The following is a 26374-nucleotide window of genomic DNA, read 5'->3' on the forward strand; positions in this document are numbered from 1 at the left end:
CGCCCGCTGAGGTCGCGCCTGCCTCGTTCGCTGAGGTCGCGGCGTCCCGTTCGCTGAGGTCGCGCCTGCCTCGTTCGCTGAGGTCGCGCCCGGTGCGCAGCACCCGGGCGAGTCTCGAAGCCGACGCCGCGGGCGTCGATCCCCCGACCCCATCGTTCGCTAAGGTCGGGGCGTCCCGTTCGCTGACGTCGCGCCCGGTGCGGAGCACCCGGGCGAGTCTCGAAGCCGACGCCACCCCGTTCGCTGAGGTCGCGCCCGGTGCGCAGCACCCGGGCGAGCCTCGAAGCCGACGCCACCCCGCTCGCTGAGGTCGCGCCCGACGGCGGAGCCGTCCGGGCGAGCCTCGAAGCCGACGCCACCCCGCTCGCTGAGGTCGCGCCCGACGGCGGAGCCGTCCGGGCGAGTCTCGAAGCCGACGCCACCCCGCTCGCTGAGGTCGCGCCCGACGGCGGAGCCGTCCGGGCGAGTCTCGAAGCCGACGCCGCAGGCGTCGATCCCCCGACCCAATCAGCTCAAGGTGCGGGGAGCCGTGACCCGTCGCCCGGGCGGCCGTCGTGGTCCGGGGGCGTGCCGGTGAGGCGGCCCTGGCACGGGTCTGTCTAAGCGGGACGCCAGACGGGTGATCGTCGGGTTGGGCATCCCTGCGCGCGGCCGCCCCACCGTCTCGCCCCCTCGCGGGACACTCCCGTTCATTGAGGTCGCGCCTGCACCGTTCGCTGAGGTCGCGCCTGTCTCGCTCGCTGAGGTCGCGCCCGGTGCGAAGCACCCGGGCGAGTCTCGAAGCCGACGCCACCCCGCTCGCTGAGGTCGCGCCCGACGGCGGAGCCGTTCGGGCGAGTCTCGAAGCCGATGCCGCAGGCATCGTTCACTCAGACACCACCCTCCGAGCGCTCCTCTTCGCGGTGGCCCGGCTCTCAGCGGCCGGCGTCGCGCTTCGGGCGGAAGACCAGCCAGTAGAACAACCCGATCATCAGGCCGCCCCCGATGATGTTGCCCAGCGTCACCGGGACCAGGTTGGCCGTGAGGAACGTCCACCATCCCAGGTGCTCGACCCCGGCCGGCGCCAACTCCGGCTGGATGAAGATGGCCAGCGGAACCAGGAACATGTTGGCGACCGAGTGCTCGAATCCCGTGGCGACGAACAGCGCCACTGGGCCGACGAGGGCCATGATCTTGTCGGTGGTCGTCCGCCCGGAGAACGCCGCCCACACCGCCAGGCACACCAGCAGATTGCACGCGACGCCGAGCGCCAGTGCCTCAATGAAAGAGTGGTCGAGCTTATGGCTCGCGGCGGCCAGCACCACCTGGCCCCACGCACCGTCGGCGCTGTGCTGGACGCCACCGAGAACCATCAGCGCCACGATGGTCAGGGCTCCCGCTGCATTGCCGAGGTACACCAGACCCCAGTGCCGGAGGAGCTTCCACCAGGACAGATGCCCTGACGCTTTGAGCATCAGCGTCATCGTGGTGGACGTGAAGAGGTCCGCTCCGGTCAGGACGACCAGGATCAGTCCGACGCTGAACACCACGCCACCCAGCAACTTGGCAACGCCCCACGGGAGTGCCTCGGCGCCGACCTGCGTCGTCACATAGAACACGAAACCGAGCGCGATGTAGCCGCCGCCGGTCAGGGAGAGCAGCAGAGTGCGCGGGACAGTCGCTTGTGCTTTATAGAGCATGGTGTCCTGCACGAGCCTGGCCATCTCGGCGGGTGTCGCCATCGCAATCGTTCGTTCGTCGCTCACGCGTGGAGAAACTAGTGACGCGTGTTCCGACAACGACCGGGGGCGGGGTCACCATGCGCGGGGCGGTAATGCTAGGGCGGTCGTAGAAGATCCTGGCATCGGGTCGACGGCGACGCGTTTTTGTCAGTGGCCTCCGTAAGAATAGTGCACATGAGCGACTTGCGGGATCTCGGGCAGCGGCACCTCGCCGCGCTCTGGGACGCCGCGCGCTCCCTCACTCAGGATCCGGGCGCCGCGGCCCAGCGTCTCGCCACACTGGTCACCGCAGTCACCGAAGCCGAAGCCCAACTCGCCGGTCTACGCCTCCACCTGCTGCATGAGGCAAAGCTCGCCGCGGCGGAGGCCGTGATCGACGGGGTGCGGCAGTCGGTGCGCACCACGCCCGCCCAGGCCACCGCGAGCCTCCGCCTGGCCGCTGATCTGTGTGACCGGTTCCCGCTGATCGGCGCCGCCTTGAACGACGGCTTGATCTCATTGGCGCAGGCCGACGCCATCGTCACGGGCTTGCGGAAACTGCCCGGGCGATTGACCCGGGCGGAACTGACGCGTTGCGAGGAGGAGATCCTCGCCCACGTCGACACCCTGGGCCCCTCGGAACTGCGGGTGCTCGCGGCGCGGCTTGTGGAAGTGATCGACCCCGACGCATCGGACGCGGATGACGCGAAGCGCTTGGCGCGCGAGGAAGTGGCAGCGCATCGGGGCAGGTTCCTGCGGCTGGCGCCGGACTATCACGGCTCGATGCGCATCACCGGACAGTTGCCCGTCTCCGACGCGGCACTGCTGACCGCGCAACTGGACGCGTTGCTGCCCGACGCGTCCACCTACACCTCCGCCGGTGAGGCCGCGTCACGGGACGCGCGCCGCGCGGATGCGCTGGTCTTACTGATCCAGAAGGCCGCCTCCAGTGGCGCTCTGCCGGCGCATGGTGGGGACAGGCCGCAGGTGCACGTCACCCTCGACCTCGACACCCTCAAGCAGGGCCTCGGGAAGGCCTGCCTGATCGGGGTCGACGACGTCGACGGCCTGTCCGCCGGGGAGGTCCGCCGATTGGCCTGCGACGCCGGCGTCATCCCTGTCGTGCTGGGCGGGCCATCCCGGCTGCTGGACGTGGGCCGCACCTACCGCATGTTCACCCCCGGCCTGCGCGCCGCGCTGGTGCAGCGCGACGGTGGGTGCGCGTTCCCCGGCTGTGCGGCGACCCCGGCGTGTTGTGAGGCGCATCACATCGTGCCGTGGTGGCAGGGCGGTGTCACGCGGCTTGGCAACGGGGTATTGCTCTGTCCGCACCACCACCGCCTGGTGGAACCGGATCCGTTGCAGTCCGAGGCGTCGCAGTGGCGGGTGGATCTGGATCCGATCACCGGGCTGCCGTGGTTCACCCCGCCCAAGCATGTTGATCCCGCGCGGCGGCCGCGGCAGCATCGACGCTTCCGACTCCGACAGATCCAGGCCGGGGCACCACCATGCCCAGACCCCGACCCACCCGACGCTGACCCGCCGGACGTCCACCCTCCCGAGACGGAGTTGTCCGCCGCCGGCCGGCCGGACCTGGATGATCTCATCCGCCGCTCCGCCGCCATCTGGGGCGACGGCACCTGACCTGCGCCGTCTGGGGGATCGACGCCTGCGGCGTCGGCTTCGAGACTCGCCCGGACGGCTGCGCCGTCGGGCGCGACCTCAGCGAGCGGGGTTGGGGGATCGACGCCTGCGGCGTCGACTTCGAGACTCGCCCGGACGGCTGCGCCGTCGGGCGCGACCTCAGCGAACGGATGGGCGCGACCTCAGCGAGCGGGGCCTGCGCGGCGACGCAGTCGGAGGCGTTCCCGCGAGGGGGTGGGACGGTGGGGCGGCTGCGCGCAGGGACGCCCAACCCGACGATCACCCCACTGGCGTCCCGCCTAGACAAACCCGTGCCAGGGCCGCCCCGCCGGCACGCACCCGGACCCGGCCACGCCACCGCCGAAACATGTGTGGGGAGACGGGAACCGACGCTCGGGCGGCCTCGACTACTCACCCCCAGCCAGTCGGTCAGCCAAACAGGGCACCCGGCGACAAAGGCCGCCCGAGCGACGGGTCACGGCTCCCCGCACCTTCAGAGGATGGGGTCAAGGGATCGACGCCTACGGCGTCGGCTTCGAGACTCGCCCGGGTGCTGCGCACCGGGCGCGACCTCAGCGAACGGACAGGCGCGACCTCAGCGAACGATGCAGGCGCGACCTCAGCGTACGGTGCAGGCGCGACCTCAGCGAACGATGCAGGCGCGACCTCAGCGAACGGGAAGGCGCGACCTATGCGAACGGTGCACGCGCGACGTTAGCGAGCGGGCGGGTGCGACCTCAGGGGGCGGTGGGGCGCGGACCAGACCCAGGTCCGACGCCGATGCACTGCGGCCCCGATTAGGCTGGGCGGGTGGCTGGCAAGGGTTGGTTCGGGCTCCCGTTCTTCGGGCAGGGCCCACGCGACGAACGCGTGTCCTGCACGCTGTCCGGGGGCGGATCCCGGGCGAGCTTCCAGCTCGGCGCGCTCGACTATCTCTACCGCCACGACGACGACTTCACCCCCACCGCGTTCGTGGGCGCCTCCGCGGGTGCCATCCTCGCCGCGACGCTGGCGCAGTCCGCGACCCGAGACGGACAGATCGCGTTCCTCCGCCGGCTGGACGACATCTGGATGGGCATGACCTCCCAGACGGACATGTTCACGCCGCGCCCTTGGTTCAGCCGACTGCAGGACGAGGGCCCGGCATGGTTGCAGGTGATGGCTCCCCCGCCACCGGCTCCGCGGACGCCGTGGATACGCCCGGGGATCCTGCCCTTCCGCCGCCCCTCCCCCGCGAGCCCCGTCACCCCACCGGAGCCGACGGCACTCGACCCGCTGGAATTGGCGCTGGCGCCGGACGACGAGACGGTCCGGTCGGACTGGTCCCTCGCGGTGCTGTCGGGGCTGGCCAACCAGCTGGGCCGGCTGCCGCGCATCGGCAGCGAACTGAACTCCATCTGGCACGGGGTCGAACGGTCCCGGTCCATGTACCGGCCAGGACCGATGCTCCGCGACCTCCTAGACCCCGCGACGTTCGACCCCAGCCGCGTCGCCGGCTCCGGAGCGACCCTCCGGATCGCCATGGTGGCGCTGGAGACGGGCGAGCTGCACTTCATGACAGAGACGGGCCGGCTGGTCGACCGCACGGACCAGCCCGTAGGGCCGGAGGTCCACGACCTGCCCGTGGGTGTGCTGGCGTCGTGCGCCATCCCGGCGGTGTTCCGCCCCGTGCCGATCGGCGACCTCACCTATGTCGACGGGGGCGCGCGCGAGAACCTGCCTGCCGAACTCGCTGTGGGCCACCTGGGCGCTGGCCGCAACTACGTCATCTCGTCGCAGTCGCAGGGTGTCCCGCGCCGCGCGAGCATGGCGGACGCGGACCTGTTCAGCGTCGTCATGCGCTCCACGGAGATCCTCATCGACGAGGCCGGGCGCGACGAGCTGGCCTACGCGCACTCGGCGGGCGCGTTCGTCGTCCACCCGGAGATCGCCGTCCACGATTCGATGACGGTGCATCCTGGGTTGTTGGCGATCAACCGAGACTACGGCTGGCTGCGGGCGGCAGAACGTCACCTGGGGCTGGGCGAGAGCACAGAATCGCTGCACCGGGCGATCATCGAACTCCGCATGCGCCTCCTGCAGCTGGAGGAGCGGGTGATCGCGTCGCGGGACCCGGTGCGCAAGGACCAGCTAGCGCTGCGCAGCGCCAAGATCCAGCTCCGCGACGCTCTCCGCATGGCCCGTGACACCCCCCTGCCCGACGGCGCCGACACCTGGTGGACCACGTGGGAGCGGCACCCCGTGCCCCCTGCCGGGGATCCGCCGTGGATGCCGTTGCCGCCACAGGGGTGAGACTAGGCTGAGGCACGTGAAGACGACCTTTGACCTCAGGTGGGAACGCTACGGCGCGGACCTCATCACCGCGCTGGAGAGCGTCTACGGTGAGCGCGCCTGGGAGGTGACCGATCGGGTCCGCGAGCTGGTTCGCGCGAAGTTCGACCAGCGAAGCGACGAGCTGCGGGAGCTCGACGAGGCTCGCCTGCTGCGGCCGGACTGGCTGCAGCTGCCCTCGCAGGTGGGCTACGTCGCCTACACGGAGCGCTTCGCCGGCACGCTGGCCGGGATCACCGGGCACGTGGACTACCTGCAAGACCTGGGCGTGACCTACCTGCACCTCATGCCGTTGCTCCAGCCGCGCGAGGGCGCCAACGACGGCGGCTACGCCGTGGCCGACTACCGCACCGTCCGGCCGGACCTGGGCACGATGGCGGACCTGGAGGCGCTCACCGGCCAGCTGCGGGGGCACGGCATCTCGCTGGTGGTGGACCTAGTGCTCAACCACGTCGCCCGAGAGCACGAGTGGGCGGTCCGGGCGCGCGCCGGTGAGCAGAAGTACCGCGACTACTTCATGGTGTTCCCGGACCGGGAGATGCCGGAGCAGTACGAGGCGACGCTGCCGGAGGTGTTCCCGGACTTCGCGCCCGGCAACTTCACGTGGGACGACGACCTCGACGGCTGGGTGTGGACCACGTTCAACGACTATCAGTGGGACGTGAACTGGGCGAACCCCGACGTCTTCGTCGAGTACCTGGATCTGATCCTGGACCTGGCCAACCTGGGTGTGGAGGTGTTCCGGCTCGACGCCATCGCCTTCATCTGGAAGGAGATGGGCACCGACTGCCAGAACGAGCCGCCCGTGCACGCCATCACGCAGGCTCTGCGCCAGGCGGCGCGGATCGCGGCTCCCGCCGTCGCGTTCAAGGCGGAGGCGATCGTCGGGCCGAAGGACCTCATCGCGTACTTCGGGACCGGGGAGCACCACGGGAAGCTCTCCGACATCGCGTACCACAACTCGCTGATGGCGCAGCTGTGGTCGACGCTGGCCACCCACGACACCACGCTGCTGCGCCGGGCGCTCGGCGCGTTCCCACCGAAGCCCGCCACGGCGACGTGGGGTACCTATGTCCGCTGCCACGACGACATCGGCTGGGCGATCGACGACGTCGACGCGGCCACGGCGGGCCTCAACGGTGCCGCGCACCGCAGGTTCCTGAGCGACTTCTACTCCGGCGAGCACCCCGGGTCCTTCGCGCGCGGGCTGGTCTTCCAAGCCAATCCCGCGACGGGTGACCGCCGCATCTCGGGCTCCCTGGCCTCACTGGCCGGCCTGGAGGCGGCGCTGAAGGCGGGGCGGCCCTACGACGTCGAGCTCGCGGTGGCGCGGATCAACCTGCTCCACGCGGTCATCGCGGGCTGGGGAGGCATCCCGCTGATCTACATGGGCGACGAGCTGGCGATGCTCAACGACCACGACTTCGCCCGCGACCCCGCGCACGCCGAGGACAACCGGTGGGTGCACCGGCCGGTCATGGACTGGGCTGCGGTCGCGGCGCTGGGCGAGAACCCGTCGTCGCCGGCGGCCCGCGTCAACGCTTGGCTGCGGCACGTGCTGGCCGTCCGGCGCGCCACGCCGCACCTGCACGCGTCCCGTGAGGCCGAGTTCCTGGAGACGGGGGATCCGCGCGTGCTGGCCGTCAGGCGCGACCATCCGCTGGGTCCCATGGTGCAGGTGTACAACTTCTCGCCGACGGAGGTGACCGTGCCGATGGGATGCCTGGCGGAGACGCTCGGCGAGACGGGACACGAGCTGCTCGACGACGTCGAGTGGGACCTGACGCCGTGGGTGATGACGCTGCGGCCGTACGCGGTCCACTGGTTCACCGCCTGAGGGATCCGCGAGCGGCCGTCGGTGCCCCCAGCGGGGCTCGAACCCGCGACCCATGGATTAAAAGTCCACTGCTCTACCGGCTGAGCTATAGGGGCCCGTGCAGTCTATCGCGTGGCAGGCTGGGCGCATGCCCGCCTGGTCCTGGTTCGCCATCGCCCTCACGGTCGGTGTCGGCCTGCTCGCGCTGGCGGCGACGGCCGACCGTCGCTCCAGCCGCCGGAGAGCCGGGGTCGGCGTCCCCGCCCCGCGCCGCGATGTGCCCGACGTCGACCGCCACGTCCCGCGCTACGTCACGCAGCACGAGATCGACGCCCTACCGCGCCCCTACGACCCCGACGCCGGCCTCGGGCCTCGGACCGGTGAGGGATTCCGGTTCGGCCACGCCCATGCGGACTTCGCCACCGCGCCCGCGGGGGCCGATCTGCGCGACCCGCTGATCCTCGTGGTCGACGGCGCCGTGACGTCAATGCGTGAACTCCTCGCCCCGCTCGGCGCCGCGACGGCCGAGCACCCGCTGGTCGTGGTGGCCGCCTCTCTGCACCCCGAGGTGATCCAGACGCTGGCCGCGAACCGGCGGGCGTTGCGCCTGCCGGTGCTCGCCGCCGTCGCCGACGCGCGCGACCGCCGTCGACTGGCGGAACTCACCGGCGGCGAGGAACTGACCGAGGCCGACCTGCGCGCCGGCTACCTGCCTGAAGCCGCCTTCGGCCGGGCCCAGCGGTGGACCAGCACCGCGACGCGCACGTGGGTCACGACCAGCTGAACTGAACCTCAACCACGCACCCTGAACCTCAAGTGGGACTTCAGCTGGCTTGATTCTGAGGCGCCCGGCACTTTCTCATCCTCCTCTCAGGCGGCGCAACACGCGCCACCAGCTCACATCAGCCCTTGTCAGGGCCGACCAACTGGCGGCGACCGCCCTCGAATCACACCGATGTGATTGTGATCCCGCGCCCGGCGTGTCGCGGCGAGGACTCTCAGGCAACCCTCAAGTGCCCATTGTTGGGCGATGACTAGGGCTCTTAATGTCCGGGGCAGTGGCCGGACGTGTCGGGGGCCGACGAAGCCCCGAGGAAGCGGCACGTCCGACCTCACGCAAGAAACGCACATGAGGAGAGACGTGAGAACAGCACTGAAGGGCCTTCGCGGGCTGGCATCGGCCGCCGGCATCGCGGTCCTCGTCCAGGGGCTCGGCACCCTCGCACTCGGCCCCCTGGCGGACGCTCAGCTGGGCGACGTCACGGCGACGACCGCCGTGAACATCCGCACAGCTCCGTCCACGTCCGGCTCCAAGCTGGGCCTCCTCTACCGCGGCCAGTCCCTGCCGAGCCTGGGCTCCGCCAACGGCTGGACGAAGGTGACCTACAACGGGCGCACCGCATACATCGCATCCGCGTACCTCAAGGGCGGCACCGCCGCCGCCGGCCCGTCGTCCGAGACCACCAACGGCACGAGCCAGGGCACCACGGGCGCCGTCTACACCACCGCCAACCTCAACCTGCGCACCGGCCCCTCGACGTCCGACCGCATCGGCGTCGTCGTCCAGCGCGCCACGGCGCTGCAGCTGACCGGCAAGGTGAGCGGCACCTGGGCCCAGGTCACCTACAAGGGCGTCACCTACTGGGCCGCGACCCGCTACCTCAGCGCCACCGCCGCACAGGCCTCCTCCGAGCTGCCGAAGGTGACCGGTAAGGCCCGCGCCACGACGGCCCTGATGATCCGCACCACGAACACCACCTCGTTCGTCAACCTGGGCGACGTCCCGCGCGGCACCATCCTCGACGTCACCGGCGTCGTCACCAACGGCGTCGCGCAAATCGTCTACAACGGCGCCGTCCGCTGGGTCAACGCCCGCTACCTGGTGGCCGTCGACGCCGCCACCCCTGCACCCACGGTCCCCGCGACGCCCGCCACGACCACCCGGTACGCCACGACGGTGCTGAACATTTGGACCGCCAGCAGCGGCACCTCCTTCGTCGGCGAGATCCCGAAGGGCACCGAGATCCAGGTGACGGGCGTCGTCGAGAACGGCCGCGCGCAGGCTGTCGTCAACGGTGCCGTCCGCTGGTTCACCGCACGCTACGTGTCGGCCACCAAGCCGGCCGACGGCACCGCGTCAGCCGGCAGCGGCACCACCCTGAACCGCGGCTACTCGAGCGGTCTGGACCAGACCAACGCCAACGTCCAGGCCATCACGCGCGACATCTGGAACCGCTACCCCGCCATCAAGACGATGTACGGCTGGCGCCGCGACGTCACGCCGGACCATCCGGCCGGCCGCGCCGTCGACGTGATGATCCCGTCGTACTCCTCCAACCAGGCCCTCGGCTGGGAGATCGCGAACTACTACCGGGCGCACGCCAAGGAGTACAACATCAACTACATCATCTTCGCGCAGAAGATCTGGTCGGTGGCGCGTGACTCCGAGGGATGGCGGCTGATGGCCGACCGCGGCAGCGACAACGCCAACCACTACAACCACGTCCACATCAACACCTACGGCTGATCGGTCCACCCCTGAACGCGACGGCGCCGCATTCCCCCGATGCGGCGCCGTCGCTGCGTTCCCCGGGGTTTGCGCGGGCCGCCGCCTACTCCCTAGACTGTCCACCACGCTGGTCCCCATCGTCTAGCGGCCTAGGACTCCGCCCTTTCACGGCGGCAGCACGGGTTCGAATCCCGTTGGGGATGCTCTCGTTCCTTCCCTCGGGAAGGGGCTTGAAACCGGTAACGACAAGGGATTTCACCCGATTTCCCATCTCTGCGGGAATCACGCTATAGTTACCGGGCTGGCACGGCCAGCAGGTCAAGAAATTGGCCCCGTAGCGCAGTTGGTTAGCGCGCCGCCCTGTCACGGCGGAGGTCGCGGGTTCGAGTCCCGTCGGGGTCGCTAGGTCGGCGGAAACGCCCGGCCACCTGGCCAGGTAGCTCAGCTGGTAGCAGCGTTCGCCTGAAAAGTGAAAGGTCGCCGGTTCGATCCCGGCCCTGGCCACCGCATGACCCTCGCCCCACGTGGCGGGGGTTTTTCAGTTGGCGGCCCTGTCTGCCTCAGGGGCGTAGGCAGTCAGGAAACGGGAGTACTCCGAGAAGACCCGCTCGCGCACGTCGGTGCGCGAGAGCACGAGGTCGTGCATCGCGTCCGGGATCCGGGCGATGACCACGAGATCGCCCAGCTTCGGGGCCCGGGACGCGATGCGGTCCACGTCCAGGACGATGTCCGCCAGGCGGAACCCCTCGTCCCAGGAGCGCCGGAAGTCGCTGCGCGCCGAGATCGCCACCAGCACGGGGCAGTCGATGCTGAGCCCGGCCGCGACCCGCGCGTGCCCGTCCAGGATGGCCGCCATCCAGCCGACCCGGATGAGGAAGGCCGGGTCACCCTTGAGGTTGAGGTTGTAGTCCCACTCGCCCTCCTCCGAACTGGAGATGCAGCGGCGATAGAAGCCGGTGTCGAGCTGCGGTAGCGCGGTCGTGGGGGCGACGGCGCGGGCCGCGCTGAGGACGGGCTGTGTCGCGGGCCGCAGCAGCGAATTCGCCTGCAACTCGAGCCACGGTGCGTTGAGCACCACAGCGGAGAAGGCGCCGGGCCGCTCGTGCGCCCACAGGGAGGCCGTCAGTCCGCCGGTCGAGTGGCCCATGAGGACCACGTCGTCGTGCCCCTCGGAACGCACGACCTCGAGCGCCTCGTCCAGTTCGGTGAAGTAGTCGCTCAGGTCGGCGATGTAGCCGGCCAGTTGCCGGTCGCGGAGGGAGCGGCCGTAGCGTCGCAGGTCGACGGCGTAGAAGTCGTAGCCCAGGCCCGCCATCTCGTCGGCCAGGTGCCGTTGGAAGAAGTAGTCGCTCCAGCCGTGGACGTAGAGCACCGCCCGCCGAGACATAGGGTGCGAGCGACGTACCAACGTCGCCACGAGGCTCCCCTCCGGCTCCAACGCGTACGTGGGCTCGTCGGGCAGGGGAATGGGCAGCAGTTCATAGCCCGGCAGCTCCGTGTCGGGCAGCCATTGACGCTGGGCGTCAGGAGGAACGGCGCTCGTACTCGTCGTCGTCCTCGTAGCCTTCTGCCAGTCCCGCGCCCTCAACGAGGTCTGCGTACGCATCGGGGATCTCGTCCTCGGTGGACTCCTCGACGAAAGAGCCCCCGCGGAGCTCGCGCTCCAGAGACGAGAAATCGGTGTCGATCGAGCGATACTTCAGATCGCGCGCCACCTTGGTCTGCTTCGCCTTTGCACGGCCGCGCCCCATACGGGTCGACCCCCTTGCTTTGTCCTTCGCGGCAGGCCGCGGAATCTGTCAGATACTCGTGGGGTACAGGCTACCCAATGCGGCGGGTTTCCCCAAAGCACGCTCCGCCCGGCCGGCCCATGTTCGCCCCCGCCGAACGCAGCGCACGGGCGATAAGCTGACGCCAGCCTACCCAGAGGAGTTCTTCAGCAACATGGGCAAGATCATCTACACCCTCACCGACGAGGCCCCGCTGCTCGCCACGTATTCCTTCCTCCCCATCATCAACGCGTTCGCCGGCCAGGCCGGGGTGGCGGTCGAGACCCGCGACATCTCGCTCGCGGGCCGCATCCTCGCCCAGTTCACCGACCGGCTGCCGGAGGACCAGCGGGTCGATGACGCGCTCACCGAGCTCGGCGAGCTGGCGAAGACGCCGGACGCCAACATCATCAAGCTGCCCAACGTGTCCGCGTCCGTCCCGCAGCTCAAGGCCGCGGTCGCCGAACTCCAGAGCCAGGGCTTCCAGCTCCCCGACTACCCCGAGGATCCGCAGACCGACGAGGAGCGCGAGGTCCGCGCCCGCTACGACCGCGTCAAGGGGTCCGCGGTCAACCCGGTGCTGCGCGAAGGCAACTCCGACCGCCGCGCCCCGGAGTCGGTGAAGAACTACGCGAAGAAGAACCCGCACCGCATGGGCGCCTGGTCGAGCGACTCCCGCACCCGCGTGGCCACGATGGACGCCAATGACTTCCGGCACAACGAACAGTCCGTCATCCTCCCCTCCGCCGACACGCTGACCATCCGGCACCGCGCCGCCGACGGCACCGAGACCGTCCTCAAGGAGTCGCTGGCGGTGCTCGAGGGAGAGGTCGTCGACGCCACGGTGATGCGGGCATCCGCCCTGGACGCGTTCCTGCGCGAGCAGGTGGCCGCGGCAAAGGAGAGCGGCGTGCTGTTCTCCGTGCACCTCAAGGCGACGATGATGAAGGTCTCGGACCCGATCATCTTCGGCCACGTCATCGAGGCGTTCCTGCCCGAGGTGTTCGAGCGCTTCGGCGCCGATCTCGCGGCGGCCGGCCTCTCCCCCAACGACGGGCTGGGCGCGATCCTCGCCGGGCTCGATTCCCTCCCCAACGGCGCCGACATCCGGGCCGCGATCGAGCAGGGCATCGCGGACGGCCCGCGGCTTGCGATGGTGAACTCCGACAAGGGCATCACCAACCTGCACGTCCCGTCGGACGTCATCGTCGACGCCTCTATGCCCGCCATGATCCGCCAGTCCGGCCATATGTGGGGCCCGGACGGCGAGGAGGACGACACGCTCGCGGTGCTGCCTGACTCGTCGTACGCCGGCGTCTACCAGGCGGTGATCGAGGACTGCCAGGCGCACGGGGCCTTCGACCCGCGCACCATGGGCTCGGTCCCCAACGTGGGCCTCATGGCGCAGAAGGCCGAGGAGTACGGCTCGCACGACAAGACCTTCGAGATCCCGTCCGACGGCGTCGTCGAGGTCGTCGACGCGTCCGGCTCCGTGCTCATGAGCCACGACGTGGCCGCGGGCGACATCTGGCGCGCCTGCCAGACCAAGGACGCCCCCGTGCAGGACTGGGTCAAGCTCGCCGTCACTCGCGCCCGCGTCACCGGGGCGCCCGCCGTGTTCTGGCTCGATGAGGAGCGCGCGCACGACCGCAACCTCATCGAGAAGGTGCGCGGCTACCTCGCGGACCACGACACCGACGGCCTCCAGATCGAGATCATGAACCCGGTCGACGCCACGCGGTTCAGCGTCGAGCGCATCCGTCGGGGCGAGGACACCATCTCGGTGACCGGCAACGTCCTGCGCGACTACCTGACCGACCTGTTCCCCATCCTGGAACTCGGCACGTCGGCCAAGATGCTCTCGGTCGTGCCGCTGATGGCGGGCGGCGGCCTGTTCGAGACCGGCGCCGGCGGCTCGGCGCCCAAGCACGTGCAGCAGCTGGTCGCCGATAACTACCTGCGGTGGGACTCGCTCGGCGAGTTCCTGGCGCTGGCGGCGTCCTTCGACCACCTTGCCCGCGCCGAGGACAACGCCCGCGCCGCCATCCTCGCCGCGACACTGGACCGCGCGACCGGCACGTTCCTCGACAACGACAAGTCGCCGACCCGCAAGCTCGGCGGCATCGACAACCGTGGTTCGCACTATTACCTGGCGATGTACTGGGCCCAGGAGTTGGCCGCCCAGACCGATGACCAGGCGCTGGCCGCCGTCTTCGCCCCCGTGGCGCAGGCGCTGGCCGACGGCGAGTCCCAGATCGTCGCGGAGCTCCTCGGCGTCCAGGGCTCCCCCGCCGACATCGGCGGCTACTACCGCCCCGACGACGCGAAGGCGACCGCGGTCATGCGACCGTCGGCGACGCTGAACGCGATCATCGACTCCCTGGCCTGAGCCGGCCAGACGGCGACGGCGCCGCTCCCCTGTCGGGGGCGGCGCCGTCGCATGGTCGGGGCTGGGCTCAGGCGAAGATCTTCTTCAGCCACGCCACGAAGCCGCCCCGGGCGGCGGGCTGGGCCTGTGCGGCCGGCGCGGACGCGCGGGCCGGGGCGGGCTGCTCGTCTTCCACCGGCGCGGCCTCGGGGGCGTCGCCGCTGCGGATGGCGGACACCTCGAAGACCAGCGTCACGTTCTCCGACACGAGGACACCACCGGTCTCCAGGGCGGCGTTCCACTCGAGGCCGAAGTCCTTGCGGTTGACGACGACGGAACCGGACAGGCCGACGCGCTCGTTGCCGAAGGGGTCGGTGGCGGCGCCGTCGAAGTCGAAGTCGATCGCGACGGGGCGGGTCACGCCGCGCATCGTCAGCTGGCCCTCGACACGCAGCACCTGCGGGGCGGTCTCGACGACGCGGGTGGAGACGAACGTGATCGTCGGGTGCGTCTCGACGTCGAAGAAGTCGGCCGAGCGCAGGTGCCCGTCGCGGTCGGCGTTGCCGGTGTCGACCGAGCCGGCCTGGATGGTGAGCGCGATGGCGGCGTCCGCCAGGCCGGGGCGCGTGGTGGCCGAGCCCTCGAACTCGGTGAAGGCACCACGGACCTTGGTCACCATGGCGTGGCGGGCGACGAAGCCGATCTCGGTGTGGCTCGGATCGATCGTGTATCGGCCCGAGAGGGCGGCGATCGTGGGGGCGGTGGCGGGGGCGGTGGTCATGGAAACTCCTGAGCTTTGTTGAATGTTTAACAAAACTCTACGCCCGGTCTCGTTGAACTGTCAATCAGCGACCGCGGCCGCCTCCCTGCGCGCGACGAAGACCCGCAGCCGCAGCGGCCAGCCGCGCTCGACGGCGAGGCGGACGCCGTCGTGGAGCATGAGGTACGCCAGCACCGCGCCGGCGGCCAGCCCCGTCGCCAGGGCGCCCGTCAGCACCATGGCGCGAGGGCCCCACACCTCGCCCAGCCACCCGATGAGCGGAGCGCCGATCGGCGTCCCGCCGGTGAAGATCGCGACATAGACGGCCATCACCCGGCCGCGGAACTCCGGGGCCGTCCCGAGCTGGACCGCGGCGTTCGCCGTCGTCATCACGGTCAGGGCGAAGAATCCGGCGGGCACGAGCAGCAGGGCGTACACGGGGTAGGACGGCGTGACGGCCAGCAGCGCCGTGCTGGCGGCGAAGGCGCCGAGCGCCGCCAGGACCGTCCGCAGGCTGGGCCGCATGCGCCGGGTGGCGGCCAGCGCCGCGCCGAGGGTGCCGACGGCCATGACCGTGCCGAGCAGGCCGTACTCCTCCGCACCCTTCCCGAACACTTCCGTGGCCATCAGCGCGTTGTAGATCTGGAAGTTCATCCCGAAGGTGCCGAGCGAGAAGACGATCACCATGAGGATGATGAGGTCCGGCCGCCCGGCGAGGTAGCGCAGCCCGTCGCGCGTGGCGCCGCGCGCCTTGATCCGGCGCGACGGGTGCAGCTCCGCCGGCCGCAGCGCCACCACAGCGGCCAGCATGAAGACGAAGCTCACCGCGTTGATGAGCAGCGTCGGGCCCACGCCGAACGCCGCGATGAGCAGGCCCGCCGAGCCGGGCCCGATGAGCCGCGCGCCGTTGAACGACGTCGAGTTGAGCCCCACCGCGTTCGGCAGCAGCTCCGCGGGCACGATCTCCGAGACGAACGACTGCCGGGCCGGGTTGTCGAAGGCCGTGATGACGCCCTGGAGGAACGCGAACACGTAGACGTGCCACAGCTCCACGACGCCCGCCGCCACGACGCCCCAGAGCGCGAAGGCTGTGACCCCCAGGAGCACCTGCGTGGCGAACAACACTCTCCGCTTCGGCATCCGGTCCACGACCGCGCCCGCGTACGGCGCCAGGATGGGGATCGCCAGGAACTGCAGGGCCGTGACGATGCCCAGCGCGGCGCTGGACCCCTCGGTGAGCTCGGTGAGGACCAGCCAGTCCTGCCCCACGCGCTGCACCCAGGTGCCGAGGTTGCTGATCAGCGCCCCCGCGAAGAACAGCCGGTAGTTGCGCACGGCCAACGACGCGAACATCCTCCCCCGCTCACTCCGCATGTGACACCTCCATGAGGAGGTCGGCCGCCCGGCGGAGCAGGTCCAGTTGCTCGGGCGAGAGCGTCGCGATGTGCGCGAGCATCCAGGTGTCGCGGTTGGCGATGGTCTCCTCGACCACCCGCAGGCCCTCGGCGGTGAGCGAGACGAGGATCTGGCGCCCGTCGTCGGGGTGTTGCGACCGTTCCACCAGGCCCTTGTCCGCCAGGCAGTTCACGGTCCGAGTCATCGACGGCGTGCTGACGGCGTCCCGCGAGGCCAGGTGCGTGGGGGTCTGGGGTCCGGCGAAGTGCAGGTAGACCAGCACCGAGAACTGATGTGGGGCGACGTCGCTGGTGCTCTCGAAGCGCACCCGGCGCGAGATGCGCTGGCACGCGACACGGACGTCGTTGGCGAGGGTGAGGAGTTGTGGGTCGTAGTCGGGCATGCAGTCCTTCAGTAGCAGTTGATTAGTCTAGGTCATTACCTTGAGTAATCAACTGCTCCGGGACGGGCGGACCGTCAGCCGACGGTCGCCATGACGTAGGCGACGAACGTCACCACACTCACCACGGTGTACAGGCTGAGCACGTTGTTGGCGTAGATGGTCTCGACGGCGCGCTCCCGCGGCAGGAAGATCGGCACGATGAACGGCGGCGGCAGGATGAACAGCATGAACACCGCGGCGCGGACCGGCTGACCGAGCCCGAGCCACTGTCCCGCGACGACCTCCGACAGCAGCACGGCCAGGGCGAGCGTCGTCACGTACCGCGCGGCGACCAGCGGCGCGGCGGCCTTCGCACCCGCACGCGTGAGCCTGGTGCCGTAGCCGACCACGAGGAGGATCAGGGGGACGATGACCGCCGCCAGGTACTCGAGGCTGCGTAACACTCCCCCACCGACCGGGTTGTCGGCCAGCAGCCCGCGCCACCCGAGCACGTTGAGCAGCAGGCCGGCCGCGATGGCGATGATCACGGGCGACTTGACGAACGACAGGAGCGTCTCGGACAGGGACACCGCGCCGTCGCTCTGGCGTTTGAGCAGGGTGACGTACACGAACCAGATGAAGAACTCGTGGCCGAGCCCGACGATGGCGGCGGTCGGCACCTCGGCCACACCGTAGGCGGCCGTGTAGAGCGCCAGGCCCACCATGCCGAACTCGAATCCGGTGAACAGGAACGGCGCGACGCGCGGCGCTCCGAGCAGCCGCCCGACCGCGACGCCCAGCGCGAGCAGCGCGACGCAGGCCAGCGGCACGATCACGATGAGCGCCAGGTACGCGGCCTGGAACTCCATGGACAGGAAGGCGGTGAACAGCACGGCGGGGAGCACGACGGTGACGATGAGCCGCTTGTAGCCCTCGACCACGATGTCGTCGAGCACCCGCAGATGCCGCAGCAGGGCGCCGAGGATGATCAGCGCGACGATGGGGATGACGCCCGTGAGCGTCTGCGCGATGGTGCCCATGGATTCCTCGTTCGACGGTGGGGGGGACACCTGCACCCTAACGAGTGGGGCGGCGGCGCCGGCCCCGGCCCCCGCTAGACGAGGACGGCGTCGCCCGGACCCTCGGAGGCCTCGATACGGCCCAGGACCCACGACTCGACGCCGCGGCCCGCCAGGCGGGCAAGAGCCGCGTCCACCTGGTCCTGGGGCAGGATGGCGACCATGCCGACGCCCATGTTGAGGGTGGCGTCGATGTCGGCCTGCGAGATCCGCCCGACCCGCTGCACGAGCTGGAAGATGGCAGGCGGGGTCCAGCTGGAGCGCTGCAGCACCGCGACCATGTCGCCGGGGATGACCCGGGCGAGGTTGTTGGCGAGGCCGCCTCCGGTGATGTGGCTCATGGCGTGCACCTCGACCTGTCCGATGAGGTCCAGGACGTCGAGCGCGTAGATGCGGGTGGGCTCGAGCAGCTCCTCGCCGAGCGTGCGGCCGAGCTCGTCGACGTGCCGGTCCAGCGCCCAGCCGGCGCCCGACAGCAGGACGTGCCGCACCAGGGAGTAGCCGTTGGAGTGCAGGCCCGACGCGGCCATGGCGATGACGGCGTCACCGACGCGGACCCGCTCGGGGCCGAGGATCTTCGAGCGCTCCACGACGCCCGTGGTCGCGCCGGCGATGTCGTACTCGTGCGGCTGCAGGAGGCCCGGGTGCTCGGCGGTTTCGCCGCCGACGAGGGAGCAGCCGGCCGCGAGGCAGCCGTCGGCGATGCCCTTGACGATGTCCGCGATGCGCTCCGGCACGACCTTGCCGCAGGCGATGTAGTCGGTGACGAACAGCGGCTCGGCGCCGCAGACCACGAGGTCGTCGACCAGCATGCCGATGAGGTCGATGCCGATGGTGTCGTGCTTGTCCATGGCCTGCGCCACGGCCACCTTGGTGCCGACGCCGTCGGTGGAGGTGGCGAGCACCGGGTGCTGGTAGCCCTTGAGCGCCGACGCGTCGAAGAAGCCGGCGAACCCGCCGAGCCCGCCGAGCACCTCGGGGCGCCGGGTGGCGGCGACGTGGGCCTTCATGAGGTCGACGGCGCGGTCGCCGGCCTCGATGTCGACGCCCGCGGCGGCGTAGGCGCTCCTGTCGCTCATGACCTCTCCTCCAGTTTCAGCAGCTCGGCCTGGGCCGGCGGGATGGCGACGGGATACTGCCCGTCGAAGCAGGCCCGGCAGAGCTGGTCGGCCGGCACCTGGGTGGCGGCGGTCAGCCCGTCGAGCGAGATGTAGCCCAGCGAGTCGGCGCCGAGCGAGCGGCGGATCTCCTCCACGGTGAGCCCGGGGGCGATGAGCTCGGCGCGGGTGGCGAAGTCGATGCCGTAGAAGCACGGCCACTGCACCGGCGGCGACGAGATCCGCACGTGCACCTCGCGGGCGCCGGCCTCGCGCAGCATGCGCACCAGGGCGCGCTGCGTGTTGCCGCGGACGATGGAATCGTCGACGACGACCAGCCGCTTGCCCTCGATGACCTCGCGCAGCGGGTTCAGCTTGAGCCGGATGCCCAGCTGCCGGATTGTCTGGCTGGGCTGGATGAAGGTGCGGCCCACGTAGGCGTTCTTGACCAGGCCCTGTCCGTAGGGGATGCCGGAGGCCTGCGCGTAGCCGATGGCCGACGGCGTGCCCGACTCCGGCACGGGGATGACGAGGTCCGCGTCGACGGGGTACTCCTCGGCGAGGTGCTGCCCGATGCGCACACGGACGGCGTGGACGCCGTGACCGGCGATCGTCGTGTCCGGGCGGGCGAGGTAGACGTACTCGAAGATGCAGCCCTTGGGGCGCGCTTCCGCGAACCGGGCGGAGCGCAGGCCGCGTTCGTCGATGGCGAGGAACTCGCCGGGCTCGACCTCGCGGACGAAGCTGGCCCCGACGATGTCCAGGGCGGCGGTCTCGGACGCCACGACCCAGCCGTTGGCCAGCCGCCCGACCACCAGCGGCCGGATGCCCTGGGGGTCGCGGGCGGCGAAGAGGGTCCGCTCCGTCATGAAGGTGAGGCAGAAGGCGCCCTGCAGGCGGGGCAGGACCTTCATGGCGACCGACTCGATCGGCTCGTCGCCGAAGCTCGCCATGAGGGCCGTGACCAGCGACGTGTCGTTGGTCGAGTCCATCGTCTTCTTCTCCGGCACCCGCTCCGTCGGATCGAGGTCGGCGAGCCAGGCCTCCAGCTCGTGCGTGTTGGTGAGGTTGCCGTTGTGGGCCAGGGCGAGGCCGCCGTCGCGGGTGGCGCGGAAGGTGGGCTGCGCGTTGTGCCAGATGCTGGCGCCGGTGGTCGAGTAGCGGGTGTGGCCGATGGCGAGGCGTCCCGGCAGCGACTTCAGCGTCGCCTCGTTGAACACCTGGCTGACCAGGCCCATGTCCTTGTAGACCATGATCCGCTGCTGGTCGCTGACCGCGATGCCGGCGGACTCCTGGCCGCGGTGCTGCAGCGCGAAGAGGCCGAAGAACGTCAGCTGCGCGACGTCCTCGTCGGGCGCCCACACCCCGAAGACGCCGCACTCTTCCTTGGGACCGTCGTAGCCGAGCACGCGCCAGACTCTACCTGCTGCCGGCTGGGGCGGCCTCCTCCGCCCATCCGGCCGCACGCCGGATGCGCTCAGCCGGGGTGCAGTGCGACCTGGGTGGCCTTCACCACGGCGAGCACGTCGTCGCCCGGCGCGAGCGCCAATTCCCGCACCGACGCCGGCGTGAGGTCCGCCGCGATGCGCTGCCCTGCCACCGCGAGCGTCACCCGCTGGACCGGCCAGCGGTCCTCGACGGCGACCACGACGGCGGGCAGTTCGTTGCGCGGACTGCCGTGGGTTGCCGCGCGGTACACGGCGACCGCGGCGGGCGCGAAGACGGCCCGCGCCGGCCCGGGCGGGAGATCGCCGTCCACGGCGCCGGCGATGGCGATCGTCGGCGCGAGCCACACCCGGGCGTCGCCGTGGGTGTCGCCGTGCAGGAGGTTGACGCCGACGAATCCGGCGAGGAAGGCCGACGCCGGCCGCTGGCAGAGATCGTCGACGTGGCCCTCGGCGGTCACGCGTCCGCCGGTGAGTTCGACCATGCGGTCGGCCAGCGCCGCGACGTCGAGCAGGTCGTGGGTCGCGATGACGGTGGTGACCCCGCGCAGCCGGGTGCGCAGGAGCCGACGGAGTTCGGGGGCGACACCGGCGTCCAGGGCAGCGAGGGGCTCGTCGAGGAGGAGGACCTCGGGGTCGGTCGCCAACGCCCGCGCCAGGGCGACGCGCTGCTGCTGCCCGCCGGAGAGCTCGCGGGGCCGGCTGCCGGCGAGGTCGGCGCATCCGACGGCGGCGAGCTCGGCGGCGGCCCTCGCCCTGGCCGCGCGCCGGTCGCGGCCTCGCGCCCGGAGGCCGAACGCGACGTTGTCGACGACGGTGAGGTGCGGGAAGAGCAGGGCGCGCTGCTCCAGGTAGCCCACCGCCCGGCGGTGCGGGGGGATGTGGACATCGGGCCCGGTCAGTGTGCGCCCGTGCACCGTCACCTCCCCGTCGTCGGGTACGAGGTCGCCGGAGATGAGCTGCAGCAGACTCGACTTGCCCGCGCCGTTGGGACCGACGACGGCCAGCATGGAGCCCTCGGGGACCGTGACGTCGACGTCGAGGCCGCGTGCGGCGTGCCTGGCCCGGACGCGGATGGCCTCACCCATGGGTTCTGCCCAGCCTGGCGGCGGCCGCGACGACCAGCGCGGAGACGCCCAGCAGCACGATGGCGAGCGCGAGCGCCAGGTCCGTGTCCGACTCGCGCAGGAGGTAGATCTCCAGCGGCAGGGTCCGCGTCACGCCCTGCAGGGATCCGGCGAACGTGAGGGTTGCGCCGAACTCCCCGAGCGCCCGCGCGAAGGACAGCGCGGTGCCCGACAGGATTGCCGGCGCCACCAGCGGCACCGTCACCCGGGCGAGCACGTACGACGGCGACGCGCCGAGGCGGGCGGCCGCGCGCTCCATGTCGGTGCCGGCGGTGCGCAGCGCCCCCTCGAGCGAGACCACGAGGAACGGCAGCGCCACGAAGGTTTGTGCCACCACGACGGCGGCCGTGGTGAACCCGATCTCGACGCCGAGCACCGCCAGCGGCTGCCCCAGGAGCCCGCGCCTGCCGAGCGTCGTGAGGAGAGCCAGGCCCGCCACCACCGGAGGCAGCACCATCGGGACCGTGAGCAGCGTCCGGGCGGCCGCCACCCATTGACCCCGCGCGCGGGCCAGGACCAGGGCCGTCGGGACCCCCAGGATCAGGCAGATGACGGTCGAGGCGGCGCAGGTGGCGAGGCTGAGCAGGAGCGCGTCGCGGGACCGGTCGGAGGCGAGCAGCTCCCCCAGCCGGGCCCACGGGGCGCGCGCCAGCAGGCCCGCCAGCGGAATGACAAGCAGCGCCATCGCGAGCGCGAACGGGAGCCACGCCCAGCGCGGCAGGCCGGCGCCGGTCATCGCGGCGGCCCGAATCCGGCGGCCCGAAGGTCCGCCTGCCATGGACCGGCGAGGGCGGCCACGAAGGCCTCGGCGCCCTCCGGGTGCGGCGCCTGTGCGACGACGCCCGCCCAGTACGTGTTGGGGTCGGCCGCCGCTCCCGGGATCTCCATGGCGGTCACCGCGTCACTGGCCAGCGCGGCGTCGGTGGCGTAGACGATCCCGGCGTCGGCCTCGCCGGAGGCAACCTTGCCCAGCACGTCGGTGACCTTGAGCTCCTCCGAGACCGGGTCGAGGCGCACGCCGGCCGCCTCGGCCAGCCGCCGGGCACCGGACCCGCAGGGGACCTCCGGGGCGCAGACCACCAGCCTGGTGTCCGCGAGCGAGCCGTCGAAGCCCGTGACGCTGGCCGGGTTGTCGGCGGGCACGACGAGCACCAGGCGGTTGGTGGCGACCATGACGGGCTCGCCGTCGAGCAGGCCCTCCTCCGCGGCGGCCAGCATGGTGTCGTGGTCGGCCGAGACGAAGACGTCGGCCCGGGCCCCCGAGCGGAGCTGGTCGAGCAGGCCGGTGGAGCCGTCGAAGCTGAAGCGGGCGGTGTCGTCGAGGTGGGGCAGCACGGTGCTGAGCGAGGACGCCGCGAAGACCACCGGCGCGTCGCCCTGGGCCGGCTGGCCGCACCCGGCGAGCGCCGCGACGGCGACCAGCGCACCCACCCGCTGCCCGATCGTCGCCATGGGCGGCACGCTAGCACTGCGGCTCCGCCGGGGGCACCCGCACATTAGGCTGGCCGACATGCCGTACCGCGCCACCGTCATCACCTGCTCCGACCGGGCCGCCGACAACGTCTATGAGGATCGCTCCGGCCCGGTGCTGCGTGAGGCCCTCGACGGGCTGGGTTTCGATGTCGCGGAGGCCGTGATCGTCCCCGACGAGGCCGAGGTGATCGCGACCGAGATCCGGCTGGCGGTGGCCGACGGCGCGCGGGTCGTGCTCACCACGGGCGGCACCGGGGTCGGTCCCCGCGACGTCACCGTCGAGGCGACCCGCCCCCTGCTGACGTACGAGGTCCCAGGTGTCGCGGAGGCCGTCCGCAGCCTCGGCTCGGCCAACACGCCGCTGTCGTGGCTGTCGCGAGGCCTGGCCGGGGTGATCGAGCAGGACGGGAACCGGGCCTTCGTGTTCAACGCTCCGGGGTCGCGGGGCGGGGCCAGGGACGCGATCGCGGTGCTCGGCCCCCTGCTGGTGCACATCGTGCAGCAACTCGACGGGGCCGACCACGACCTCAGCCGCCCGGCCAGCCAGGGCTGAGGCGAGGTCAGGACTGCGCCGGGCGCGTCCAGTCCCCCGAGCGGCCGCCGCTCTTCGCGGTGATCCGCGCCGACACGATCTCCGCGGACCGGTCCACGCCCTTGACCATGTCGACGACGGCGAGCGCCGCGACGGTCACCGCGGTCAGCGCCTCCATCTCGACGCCGGTGCGGTCCGCGGTGCGCACCGTCGCCTCGATGTCGACGCCCTCCTCGACGATGGTCAGGTCGACGACGGCGCCGTGGACCCCGATGACGTGGGCCAGCGGCAGCAGGTCCGGCACCTTCTTCGTCGCCGCGATGCCGGCGACGCGGGCGACGGCCAGCACATCGCCCTTCGGCACCGTGCCGCCCCGCAGCGCGGCGACGACGTCGGCCGAGCACCGGACCGTCGCGACCGCGGTGGCGGACCTGACGGTGGGCTGTTTGGCGGTGACGTCGACCATGCGGGCCTGGCCGCGGGCGTCGAGATGCGTGAACTCCATGCGCCCAGCCTGTCAGGTTCGCGGGCTCTCACCAACACACCCCCGGATCCTGGAGGAGGCGGGCATCGTGACCACGCGCAGGCAAGGCCGGGAGAAGCTCCACCACCTCAACCCGGTCCCCATCCAGCAGATCCATGAGAGATGGATCGGCAAGTACACCGACCGGGCCGGGATCGCCTCGGCCCTGTTACAGCTCAAACACGTCGTCGAGAGCGACTCCACGAAAGGCTGACCATGAGCAACACCGTCGTCTACAGCATCTACATCAAGGCCTCCGCCCAGCGGATCTGGAAGGCCCTCACCACCCCCGAGGACACCTCCCGCTGGGGCTACGGCGGCAGCGTCGAGATCGATCCCCGTCCCGGCGGCGACTACCGGAGCCTCAGTACCGAGGAAATGAAGCAGATGGGCATGGGCGACGTGGCCGTCCAGGGCCGGGTCATCGAGATCGACGAGCCGCGCCGGCTGGTCCTGGACTGGGCGCCGAGCTGGTACCCGGGCGCCGAGGCCACCCGGCTGACCTGGGAACTCACGGAGTACCCCAGCGGCCTGACCCAGGTGGTCCTCACGCACGACGTCACGAACAACACGCAACTGCTGGCCGAGGTCAGCGGCGGGGCCGATCCGCAGACCGGCGGCGGCGGATGGCCGTGGGCGCTCTCGGATCTGAAGTCGCTGCTGGAGACCGGGCAGTCGATGGACGAACTCGCGGGCTGACCGTGTGCGGGCGTGCCGGGTGTGCCGGGTGTCGAGCCCCGGCGCGCCCGCTCAGGCGCGAGTGCGGTGCACCGCGACGACGTCGCCCGGCGACACACCATCGACGTCCTCGGCGACGACGGCGAGCCCGTCGGCCAGGTGCAGCGACGCCACCAGGTGTGAACCCGATCCCAGGCGATGCGCCGGCCGCACCGCGCCGTCGACGACGCGCACGGGCGTGTACTGCCGCCGCCCGGGCGGGCTGCGCCACCCCTCGGCCACCGGCAGGTCCGCTCCAGCCCAGGCCGTGGGAAGGCCCTGGAACGCCGCGATGAGGGGGCGGAGGAACGCGTACGAACTCACGTAGACGCTGACGGGGTTGCCGGGCAGGGCCAGGAACGCCACGCCACGGCCGTCCGGATCGCGCAGGGTCCCGCACGCCTGGGGCTTGCCCGGCTGCATGGCGACCTTGACGAACTCGATGCGGTCCTCGACCACCTGGCGCACGACCTCGAACGCCCCGACGGAGACCCCGCCGGTCGTGACGACGATGTCCGCGGCCACGGCTTCGTCCATGGCGGCGGCGAAGCGTGCGGGGTCGTCGTCGACCGCGCGGCACAGCACCACCTCGCCACCGAACCGCTCCACGAGCCCGGCCACCAGGAGTGAGTTGGAGTCCGGGATCTGGCCGAAGCCCACGGTCCCTCCCGGCGCGACCAGCTCGGAGCCGGTGGCCAGCACGGCCACCCGCGGGCGACGACGCAGCGGCACGGACCCGTACCCGATCGATGCGGCGGCCGCGGCCGCCTCGGGCGACCACACGGCGCCCGCGCGGAGGACGAGGTCGCCAGCCTGCACGTCCTCCCCCGCGCGACGCACATGGCGCCCGGCGGACGTCGAGTCCCGGACGACGACACTCGACGGGAGCGGTGCCGCGCCCATCGGTTGGTCCGTCAGCTCGACCGGGACGACGGCGTCGGCGCCGGGAGGCAGCGGGGCGCCCGTCATGATCCGGGCCGCCTCGCCAGGCCCCACCGTCGGCGTGCCCGTGGCGCCCGCGGGGATGTCACCGACGACCCGCAGCAGGGCGCCGGGCGTGCAGTCGGCGACCCGCACGGCGAAGCCGTCCATGGCCGAGTTGTCGAACGGTGGCACCGCGAGACGGGCGGGCAGGTCCTGGGCGAGGACCCGGCCCCACCCGCCGCCGATGGGCGTGTCCTCCGCCTGCAGGACCGTGGCGAGGCCGAGCACGCGGTCCAGATAGTCCTCGACGCTCAGCATCACGGGCACATCGACCACTCGTGCGTGCCGTCGGCGAGGAACTGCTTCTTCCAGATCGGCAGGCGCTCCTTGACGAGCTCGACGAGGTCGGATGCGCAGCCGAACGCCTGCGCCCGGTGCGACGCGGCGACGGCGACGAACAGCGCCACTCCCCCGATGCCGAGCGTGCCGACGCGGTGCTGGGCAGCGATCGCGTGCACGCCCTCCCGGTCCGCGAACTCGGCGACCAGATCCCGCATGACAGCGTCCGCCGTCGGATGGCCGACATACTCGATGCCCGTCACCGCGACGCCGTGGTCGTGGTTGCGCACGATGCCGCCGAACGTGACGACGGCGCCCGCGCGGTCGTCGCTGACGAACGCGGTGAGCGCGGCCACGTCGACGTCGTCGGCCGTCACCCCTGCGAGTTGCTTCACACTGACCAGCCTAACTGCGAGTCGTCGTCGTGGATCCGGCTGTTGTCCA

25 protein-coding genes and 4 tRNA genes are annotated in these 26374 nt (G+C 71.3%); 13 read left to right on the forward strand and 16 right to left on the reverse strand.

Annotated features, from left to right (window positions below):
* Nucleotides 1–258 precede the first annotated feature (258 nt).
* On the forward strand, nt 259–603 hold the full coding sequence (locus BCR15_RS14755; protein ID WP_141680141.1) for a hypothetical protein: 345 nt from the start codon (nt 259–261) through the stop codon (nt 601–603).
* A gap of 311 nt (nt 604–914) precedes the next feature.
* Here BCR15_RS14755 and BCR15_RS13015 read toward each other — a convergent pair whose 3' ends face one another.
* On the reverse strand, nt 915–1745 hold the full coding sequence (locus tag BCR15_RS13015; protein WP_218058963.1) for a formate transporter FocA: 831 nt from the start codon (nt 1743–1745) through the stop codon (nt 915–917).
* Nucleotides 1746–1895: 150 nt separating this feature from the next.
* On the opposite strand from BCR15_RS13015, the gene BCR15_RS13020 reads away from it, so the two are divergent.
* The 3 genes from BCR15_RS13020 to BCR15_RS13030 all read left to right on the forward strand — a co-directional run bounded on the left by BCR15_RS13020 (nt 1896) and on the right by BCR15_RS13030 (nt 7512).
* Nucleotides 1896–3344: an HNH endonuclease signature motif containing protein gene (locus BCR15_RS13020; protein WP_068752648.1), complete on the forward strand. Its 1449-nt coding sequence runs from the start codon at nt 1896–1898 to the stop codon at nt 3342–3344.
* 810 nt (nt 3345–4154) lie between these two features.
* A complete protein-coding gene (locus tag BCR15_RS13025; protein WP_068752649.1) occupies nt 4155–5636 on the forward strand; it encodes a patatin-like phospholipase family protein in 1482 nt (493 codons plus the stop codon).
* Between the two features lie 16 nt (nt 5637–5652).
* Nucleotides 5653–7512 carry an amylosucrase gene (locus tag BCR15_RS13030; protein ID WP_256094657.1) on the forward strand — a complete coding sequence of 620 codons (1860 nt, stop codon included), beginning with the start codon at nt 5653–5655 and terminating at the stop codon, nt 7510–7512.
* Nucleotides 7513–7534: 22 nt separating this feature from the next.
* Here the strand turns inward: BCR15_RS13030 and BCR15_RS13035 are convergent.
* Nucleotides 7535–7607: transfer RNA gene (locus tag BCR15_RS13035), tRNA-Lys, on the reverse strand.
* Nucleotides 7608–7639: 32 nt separating this feature from the next.
* Here BCR15_RS13035 and BCR15_RS13040 point away from each other — a divergent pair.
* From BCR15_RS13040 to BCR15_RS13060, 5 genes are all read left to right on the forward strand, one after another.
* Nucleotides 7640–8275: a hypothetical protein gene (locus BCR15_RS13040; RefSeq protein WP_068752650.1), complete on the forward strand. Its 636-nt coding sequence runs from the start codon at nt 7640–7642 to the stop codon at nt 8273–8275.
* 357 nt (nt 8276–8632) lie between these two features.
* On the forward strand, nt 8633–10018 hold the full coding sequence (locus BCR15_RS13045) for an SH3 domain-containing protein (RefSeq protein WP_068752651.1): 1386 nt from the start codon (nt 8633–8635) through the stop codon (nt 10016–10018).
* Nucleotides 10019–10130: 112 nt separating this feature from the next.
* Nucleotides 10131–10203 (forward strand) — tRNA-Glu (locus BCR15_RS13050).
* Nucleotides 10204–10328: 125 nt separating this feature from the next.
* Nucleotides 10329–10402: transfer RNA gene (locus tag BCR15_RS13055), tRNA-Asp, on the forward strand.
* 28 nt (nt 10403–10430) lie between these two features.
* A tRNA-Phe gene (locus BCR15_RS13060) sits at nt 10431–10504 on the forward strand.
* Nucleotides 10505–10538: 34 nt separating this feature from the next.
* Here the strand turns inward: BCR15_RS13060 and BCR15_RS13065 are convergent.
* Together BCR15_RS13065 and BCR15_RS13070 are read right to left on the reverse strand one after the other, a co-directional pair.
* Nucleotides 10539–11606 carry an alpha/beta hydrolase gene (locus tag BCR15_RS13065; RefSeq protein WP_083196616.1) on the reverse strand — a complete coding sequence of 356 codons (1068 nt, stop codon included), beginning with the start codon at nt 11604–11606 and terminating at the stop codon, nt 10539–10541.
* The gene (locus tag BCR15_RS13070; RefSeq protein ID WP_068752652.1) at nt 11524–11751 is read right to left on the reverse strand and encodes a DUF3073 domain-containing protein; all 228 of its coding nucleotides are present in this window, start codon (nt 11749–11751) and stop codon (nt 11524–11526) included. The genes BCR15_RS13065 and BCR15_RS13070 overlap by 83 nt, the downstream gene beginning before the upstream one ends.
* A 193-nt stretch (nt 11752–11944) precedes the next feature.
* Between BCR15_RS13070 and BCR15_RS13075 the strand changes: the two genes are divergently transcribed.
* Nucleotides 11945–14158, forward strand: coding sequence for an NADP-dependent isocitrate dehydrogenase (locus BCR15_RS13075; protein ID WP_068752653.1), 2214 nt, complete (start codon nt 11945–11947; stop codon nt 14156–14158).
* A gap of 67 nt (nt 14159–14225) precedes the next feature.
* Here BCR15_RS13075 and BCR15_RS13080 read toward each other — a convergent pair whose 3' ends face one another.
* The 9 genes from BCR15_RS13080 to modA form a co-directional block, all read right to left on the reverse strand.
* On the reverse strand, nt 14226–14918 hold the full coding sequence (locus tag BCR15_RS13080) for a YceI family protein (RefSeq protein WP_068752654.1): 693 nt from the start codon (nt 14916–14918) through the stop codon (nt 14226–14228).
* Nucleotides 14919–14978: 60 nt separating this feature from the next.
* Complete coding sequence (locus BCR15_RS13085) at nt 14979–16271, reverse strand: MFS transporter (protein WP_068752655.1); 1293 nt, start codon at nt 16269–16271, stop codon at nt 14979–14981.
* Nucleotides 16261–16695 (reverse strand): MarR family winged helix-turn-helix transcriptional regulator, encoded by a 435-nt coding sequence (locus BCR15_RS13090; protein ID WP_068752656.1) that lies wholly within the window; start codon nt 16693–16695, stop codon nt 16261–16263. Before BCR15_RS13090 ends, BCR15_RS13085 begins: the two co-directional genes overlap by 11 nt.
* 74 nt (nt 16696–16769) lie before the next feature.
* Nucleotides 16770–17714, reverse strand: a complete 945-nt coding sequence (locus BCR15_RS13095; protein ID WP_068752657.1) for an AEC family transporter — start codon at nt 17712–17714, stop codon at nt 16770–16772.
* Nucleotides 17715–17788: 74 nt separating this feature from the next.
* A complete protein-coding gene (purM, locus tag BCR15_RS13100; RefSeq protein WP_068752658.1) occupies nt 17789–18832 on the reverse strand; it encodes a phosphoribosylformylglycinamidine cyclo-ligase in 1044 nt (347 codons plus the stop codon).
* Complete coding sequence (gene purF, locus BCR15_RS13105; protein WP_068752659.1) at nt 18829–20259, reverse strand: amidophosphoribosyltransferase; 1431 nt, start codon at nt 20257–20259, stop codon at nt 18829–18831. The genes purM and purF overlap by 4 nt, the downstream gene beginning before the upstream one ends.
* Nucleotides 20260–20327: 68 nt before the next feature.
* Nucleotides 20328–21383 carry a sulfate/molybdate ABC transporter ATP-binding protein gene (locus BCR15_RS13110; RefSeq protein WP_068752660.1) on the reverse strand — a complete coding sequence of 352 codons (1056 nt, stop codon included), beginning with the start codon at nt 21381–21383 and terminating at the stop codon, nt 20328–20330.
* Nucleotides 21376–22158 (reverse strand): ABC transporter permease, encoded by a 783-nt coding sequence (locus BCR15_RS13115; protein WP_068752661.1) that lies wholly within the window; start codon nt 22156–22158, stop codon nt 21376–21378. Before BCR15_RS13115 ends, BCR15_RS13110 begins: the two co-directional genes overlap by 8 nt.
* The gene (modA, locus tag BCR15_RS13120; RefSeq protein WP_068752662.1) at nt 22155–22874 is read right to left on the reverse strand and encodes a molybdate ABC transporter substrate-binding protein; all 720 of its coding nucleotides are present in this window, start codon (nt 22872–22874) and stop codon (nt 22155–22157) included. Before modA ends, BCR15_RS13115 begins: the two co-directional genes overlap by 4 nt.
* Nucleotides 22875–22932: 58 nt before the next feature.
* Here modA and BCR15_RS13125 point away from each other — a divergent pair, with 58 nt between their 5' ends.
* Nucleotides 22933–23448 carry a MogA/MoaB family molybdenum cofactor biosynthesis protein gene (locus BCR15_RS13125; protein WP_078920143.1) on the forward strand — a complete coding sequence of 172 codons (516 nt, stop codon included), beginning with the start codon at nt 22933–22935 and terminating at the stop codon, nt 23446–23448.
* A 7-nt stretch (nt 23449–23455) separates the two neighbouring features.
* On the opposite strand, the gene moaC is transcribed toward BCR15_RS13125, so the two are convergent.
* Nucleotides 23456–23932 (reverse strand): cyclic pyranopterin monophosphate synthase MoaC, encoded by a 477-nt coding sequence (moaC, locus tag BCR15_RS13130; protein ID WP_068752663.1) that lies wholly within the window; start codon nt 23930–23932, stop codon nt 23456–23458.
* Between the two features lie 67 nt (nt 23933–23999).
* On the opposite strand from moaC, the gene BCR15_RS15000 reads away from it, so the two are divergent.
* Both BCR15_RS15000 and BCR15_RS13135 read left to right on the forward strand, forming a co-directional pair.
* The gene (locus BCR15_RS15000) at nt 24000–24164 is read left to right on the forward strand and encodes a hypothetical protein (protein WP_153302415.1); all 165 of its coding nucleotides are present in this window, start codon (nt 24000–24002) and stop codon (nt 24162–24164) included.
* Between the two features lie 2 nt (nt 24165–24166).
* Nucleotides 24167–24649 (forward strand): SRPBCC domain-containing protein, encoded by a 483-nt coding sequence (locus BCR15_RS13135; protein ID WP_068752664.1) that lies wholly within the window; start codon nt 24167–24169, stop codon nt 24647–24649.
* 51 nt (nt 24650–24700) lie between these two features.
* Here the strand turns inward: BCR15_RS13135 and BCR15_RS13140 are convergent, their stop codons facing one another.
* Together BCR15_RS13140 and BCR15_RS13145 are read right to left on the reverse strand one after the other, a co-directional pair.
* A complete protein-coding gene (locus BCR15_RS13140; RefSeq protein ID WP_068752744.1) occupies nt 24701–25909 on the reverse strand; it encodes a molybdopterin molybdotransferase MoeA in 1209 nt (402 codons plus the stop codon).
* The gene (locus tag BCR15_RS13145) at nt 25909–26325 is read right to left on the reverse strand and encodes a molybdenum cofactor biosynthesis protein MoaE (protein ID WP_068752665.1); all 417 of its coding nucleotides are present in this window, start codon (nt 26323–26325) and stop codon (nt 25909–25911) included. The genes BCR15_RS13140 and BCR15_RS13145 overlap by 1 nt, the downstream gene beginning before the upstream one ends.
* Nucleotides 26326–26374 lie beyond the last annotated feature (49 nt).

It is taken from the genome of Tessaracoccus lapidicaptus, assembly GCF_001693815.1.
Classification (GTDB): domain Bacteria; phylum Actinomycetota; class Actinomycetes; order Propionibacteriales; family Propionibacteriaceae; genus Arachnia; species Arachnia lapidicapta.